The sequence below is a fragment of the Campylobacter sp. BCW_6463 genome (genome assembly GCF_001762785.1).
Classification (GTDB): Bacteria; Campylobacterota; Campylobacteria; order Campylobacterales; family Campylobacteraceae; genus Campylobacter_D; species Campylobacter_D jejuni.
On the sequence record NZ_MJXL01000055.1, the window covers coordinates 1 to 3,520 of the forward strand.

Annotated in this window: 7 protein-coding genes and 1 pseudogene; 4 read left to right on the forward strand and 4 right to left on the reverse strand. The window is 22.7% G+C overall.

All coding sequences use genetic code 11. From position 1 onward, the window contains the following. Nucleotides 1–252: hypothetical protein (locus AJ884_RS06160; protein WP_070286362.1), on the reverse strand; the 252-nt coding region annotated here is incomplete at its 3' end. 549 nt (nt 253–801) lie between these two features. On the opposite strand from AJ884_RS06160, the gene AJ884_RS06165 reads away from it, so the two are divergent. From AJ884_RS06165 to AJ884_RS09970, 3 genes are all read left to right on the forward strand, one after another. After that, the gene (locus tag AJ884_RS06165) at nt 802–1,104 is read left to right on the forward strand and encodes a hypothetical protein (RefSeq protein WP_070286361.1); all 303 of its coding nucleotides are present in this window, start codon (nt 802–804) and stop codon (nt 1,102–1,104) included. An 11-nt stretch (nt 1,105–1,115) separates the two neighbouring features. After that, nucleotides 1,116–1,259, forward strand: a complete 144-nt coding sequence (locus tag AJ884_RS09965) for a hypothetical protein (RefSeq protein WP_002807233.1) — start codon at nt 1,116–1,118, stop codon at nt 1,257–1,259. A gap of 187 nt (nt 1,260–1,446) precedes the next feature. Further along, complete coding sequence (locus tag AJ884_RS09970) at nt 1,447–1,608, forward strand: hypothetical protein (RefSeq protein WP_162842081.1); 162 nt, start codon at nt 1,447–1,449, stop codon at nt 1,606–1,608. Here the strand turns inward: AJ884_RS09970 and AJ884_RS06170 are convergent. Together AJ884_RS06170 and AJ884_RS06175 are read right to left on the reverse strand one after the other, a co-directional pair. Beyond that, entirely contained in the window at nt 1,605–1,799 is a 195-nt protein-coding gene (locus AJ884_RS06170) for a polymerase (protein ID WP_038401389.1), read from the reverse strand. The two genes, AJ884_RS09970 and AJ884_RS06170, sit on opposite strands and share 4 nt — an antisense overlap. 12 nt (nt 1,800–1,811) lie before the next feature. Continuing rightward, entirely contained in the window at nt 1,812–2,042 is a 231-nt protein-coding gene (locus AJ884_RS06175) for a hypothetical protein (protein WP_002779694.1), read from the reverse strand. 228 nt (nt 2,043–2,270) lie between these two features. Between AJ884_RS06175 and AJ884_RS10265 the strand changes: the two are divergent. Continuing rightward, a pseudogene (locus AJ884_RS10265) lies at nt 2,271–3,199 on the forward strand (tyrosine-type recombinase/integrase). Nucleotides 3,200–3,241: 42 nt separating this feature from the next. Here AJ884_RS10265 and AJ884_RS06190 read toward each other — a convergent pair. After that, a partial coding sequence (locus tag AJ884_RS06190) for a hypothetical protein (protein ID WP_186820846.1) occupies nt 3,242–3,520 on the reverse strand: 279 nt, incomplete at its 5' end.

Sequence of the window (3,520 nt, forward strand, 5' to 3'; positions counted from 1 at the left end):
TTCAAGCTTATCAAGTTTAGCACCTATTGAATATTCAAGCTTATCAAATCTAGTATTCAAAAGATCTATAGTTGGTAATTTAGAAATGGCTTCTTTAAATTCTCTAAAAGATTTGTCTTTTATTTCTTGAGAATTTATTTGGCTTTCTTTAGCAAATTCGTTAAGAGCTTTAATGAAATTTTCTTCAGTTTGATCTTTAAAATAGATAGAAAATAAAGCTTTTACACCTTCTGAAATATAATAATTTTTCATATTTATACAACCTTTTTTTAATTATAACATAGCAAATTTAAAAATGCAGTTTTTATAAAAATAAATAGAAATTTGTTTTGATTATATTTTACTCAATATTTTTTATTACATCTATGGTTAGTGAATATAATTAATAATTTTTATAAGGGCGTTTTCTGCTTCTTTGTTTTTATTCTTCTTTTTAAAAGCTACATCACAACACTTTATACTCTAAGCTTTTTAAAAGTACTCAAATAAGATTATCATAATAAATAATAAAAAATCAATTTCTTATTATTTTCATTTTATTTTTTTTCTTTTTTGTTATAATTTATATGTTAAAATAACATATTACAAAGTAAACAATATGGATTTATCTCATTCATTAGGACAATATATTATTTTAGCTTTTGCAATAGCCGTAGCCATATTTGTTACATTTTATGACTTTGATAAAAAAGATCATCAACATAATATAAAAAAATAATATCCTTAATATTTATAAAAATTAAAAAAGATTTTAAGTCATTCTAAAAATAAAAATTTATACTATTTTTTAAAGGATTTGCTATGCAAAAAAATATACAAGATTATATTATTGATGTTCATTCTTGCGATCCCCATTCATCAAATGCTTATAAACAAGATTTATTCGATGTTTTAAATGAAGATTTTACCAAAGAATATGAATTCATAGATAGTCCTACTTTAGATGATATGGTAAAACACAAACAAAGTGATGAAGTTTTTAAAGTGTTTTATAAAAAAGATGATAATAGAGTTAGTAATATGCAAGCTTTAAATCGTTTTGATAAACTTAAAGGTGCAATGACAAAAATAATTTTAGATAGTGGTTTTAAACCTGATAAATAAAAAGGATTAATATGTGTAAAGATCAAGAATATATAGAGCAAAGAAAGGTTTTATGGGAAAAAAGTTTTGAAGCCTTTAAAGATGATAAAGTGTATCAAAAAGAACAGCTTGAACTTGCAGAAGCAGGAATTAATGATGGCTTAGAGGAGGATTAATTATATAATTAGCCATATATTTATATTAGTTTTTTTAAAAAACCGTTTTTACTATTCTTTAATCTTTTATATTGTATTTTGATTGTCTTATTTATGTAATTTTATATATAAAAAAAGTTTTTTCCAATTTTACAACAAAACCCTTTATGGTATAATAAAAATAAAAATTATATAAGAAAGGATATAAATGGCTATAAAAATTGAAATTAGCGGATTTGATAAGGATTTTTTACCTGTTTTTGAGAGTTTAGCTAAAAGCTTATCTCAAAAGCCTATTTTATCAATGTTTTTTTCTTATTTTTTGAGCAAAAACTTACGCATACCCTTTTTTCATTTTTTGTTTCTTTAACTTCTCAAAAAAATTTGTGCCTCATTAAAACTTGGAAATACATTATTTTTTCTTCCTGTGCAACTTTTAAAACGCACATTTCCGTAAACTCTCTCAACCATATATTCCTCAAATAGAGTGGCAATAATTTCTATACTATAATAGCGAATGTTTCCTTTCTCAGTTATTCTGTGCAACAAAACATTATTCATAAAAAAACCTAATTAAAAATTATTTATTTTATTCAAAAAATCATTTTTAAACATTTTTTCTATAGCAAGCTTAATCATTTGATTAATTTTCTCATTTTCTTTATTTGTATTAGAAATTTCATCTTTGTAAGTAGGAATCATCATTTCTATCATTTTTAATGTTTTTTCATCAAATAATACTCTTTTTGGAATTAATATTTCATTTTTTTGAATATTTTCATTATTTATTGTATTTTTTTCCATTTTTATCCTTTATTTGTTAAAATATATAAATTATACCATAATATTAATAAAAAATTGTATAAATAGACAAATAATGCAAAAATATAAATATTTTTATGGTATAATTTAAAACATATAACATAATCTTATATCAAAATAAGCCTATTAAAATATATATTTTGGTATTAACACAAGTAAATAAATATAACATAATATATTATTATGTTATAAAAAAAGGATATAAATAAAATGAAACTTAAAAATACTACAATAAGCGAAGATTTAGAGCGTTGGATAGAAGCTTATTTGAAACATATTCAAGCATTATCCTATTCAAATAATACTTTTTTACTTTATAGGCGTATTTTACTAGAATTTGTAGAATATTCTTTAGATTATCAAGATAAAAGCAAATAAACGATATAAAAACGACTTTTTTAGTCAATTTTCTTAATTATTTAGAAAATAATTCAAAAAATGGCAATAAACTATCAAAAAAACAAAAATAACTTATTTGAGAGTATTAACTAGCTTTTTTTATAAGCGATAATAATGATGATTTGTTTATTTTTTCCTTTGATATGAAGAAAATTAGATTTAGAACAGAAAAATCAGAAGAAAAATTAAATTATCTTAATGAAAATGAAATTATAAGGCTAAATAATGTTTTAGAGAAAGAAAAAGCAAAAAAAGAAGTTTATAATAGTTTTAGAAACTCTTTACTGATAAAACTTATGCTTTATGGAGGACTTAGAATTTCTGAAGCTTTAAATGTAAAACTTTGTGATTTTGAAGAGGTTGATGATGAAATATTAAAAATATCCATAATAGGCAAGGGTGGTAAAGAACAATTTGCATTTATTAAAAAAGAAGTAGATGATGAGCTTGAATATTTTAAAGAAAATATCCAAGATCATGATTACATAATGCAAACTAGCATAGGAAAACATTTAAATAGAAGCAATGCTTTTTTGATTGTAAATAATATTTACGCTAAAGCTTTGATCAGCAAAAAAGGACTTCATTTGCTTAGACACACTTTAGCCATGAGATTAACAGCCAAAGGAACAAACCTTGTGGTCATACAAAAAATTCTAAGACATGCAAATCTAAATACTACCACTATATATGCCAAAGCAACAAATGATACAATAAAAGCTGCGTTATTGAATAATTAATTTTTCTAAAATTGAGTATTTGCATAGACTTCTTTTTGAAGTCTATGCTGTGAATCTTTCTAATAAAAGTTTAGGTTCTCCGCCAAGTATTTTGATGAAATTTGCAATTCTTGATTGTATTATTTCTACGGAATACATACCTCCTAAACCGCCTAAAGCATAAAATAATTCTTCGAAAATGTCTTCTTTGTTAAATTCAAGTTCTTCTATGTCAATAAGATCAGGAGTTCGGCTACATTTTTGTAAATTTTGATATATTTTGACTAAAATCTTGATTTTTTGTAGATTACTTTCAGCCTCTAAATAAGAATTTAAGTGTAT

Excerpts from the sequence above, each read along its gene's own strand:
- AJ884_RS09970 (WP_162842081.1), top strand. The coding sequence starts at position 1,447 with ATGGCTATAAAAATTGAAATTAGCGGATTTGATAAGGATTTTTTACCT.
- AJ884_RS09965 (WP_002807233.1), top strand. The coding sequence starts at position 1,116 with ATGTGTAAAGATCAAGAATATATAGAGCAAAGAAAGGTTTTATGGGAA.
- AJ884_RS06175 (WP_002779694.1), bottom strand. The coding sequence starts at position 2,042 with ATGGAAAAAAATACAATAAATAATGAAAATATTCAAAAAAATGAAATA.
- AJ884_RS06170 (WP_038401389.1), bottom strand. The coding sequence starts at position 1,799 with ATGAATAATGTTTTGTTGCACAGAATAACTGAGAAAGGAAACATTCGC.
- AJ884_RS06165 (WP_070286361.1), top strand. The coding sequence starts at position 802 with ATGCAAAAAAATATACAAGATTATATTATTGATGTTCATTCTTGCGAT.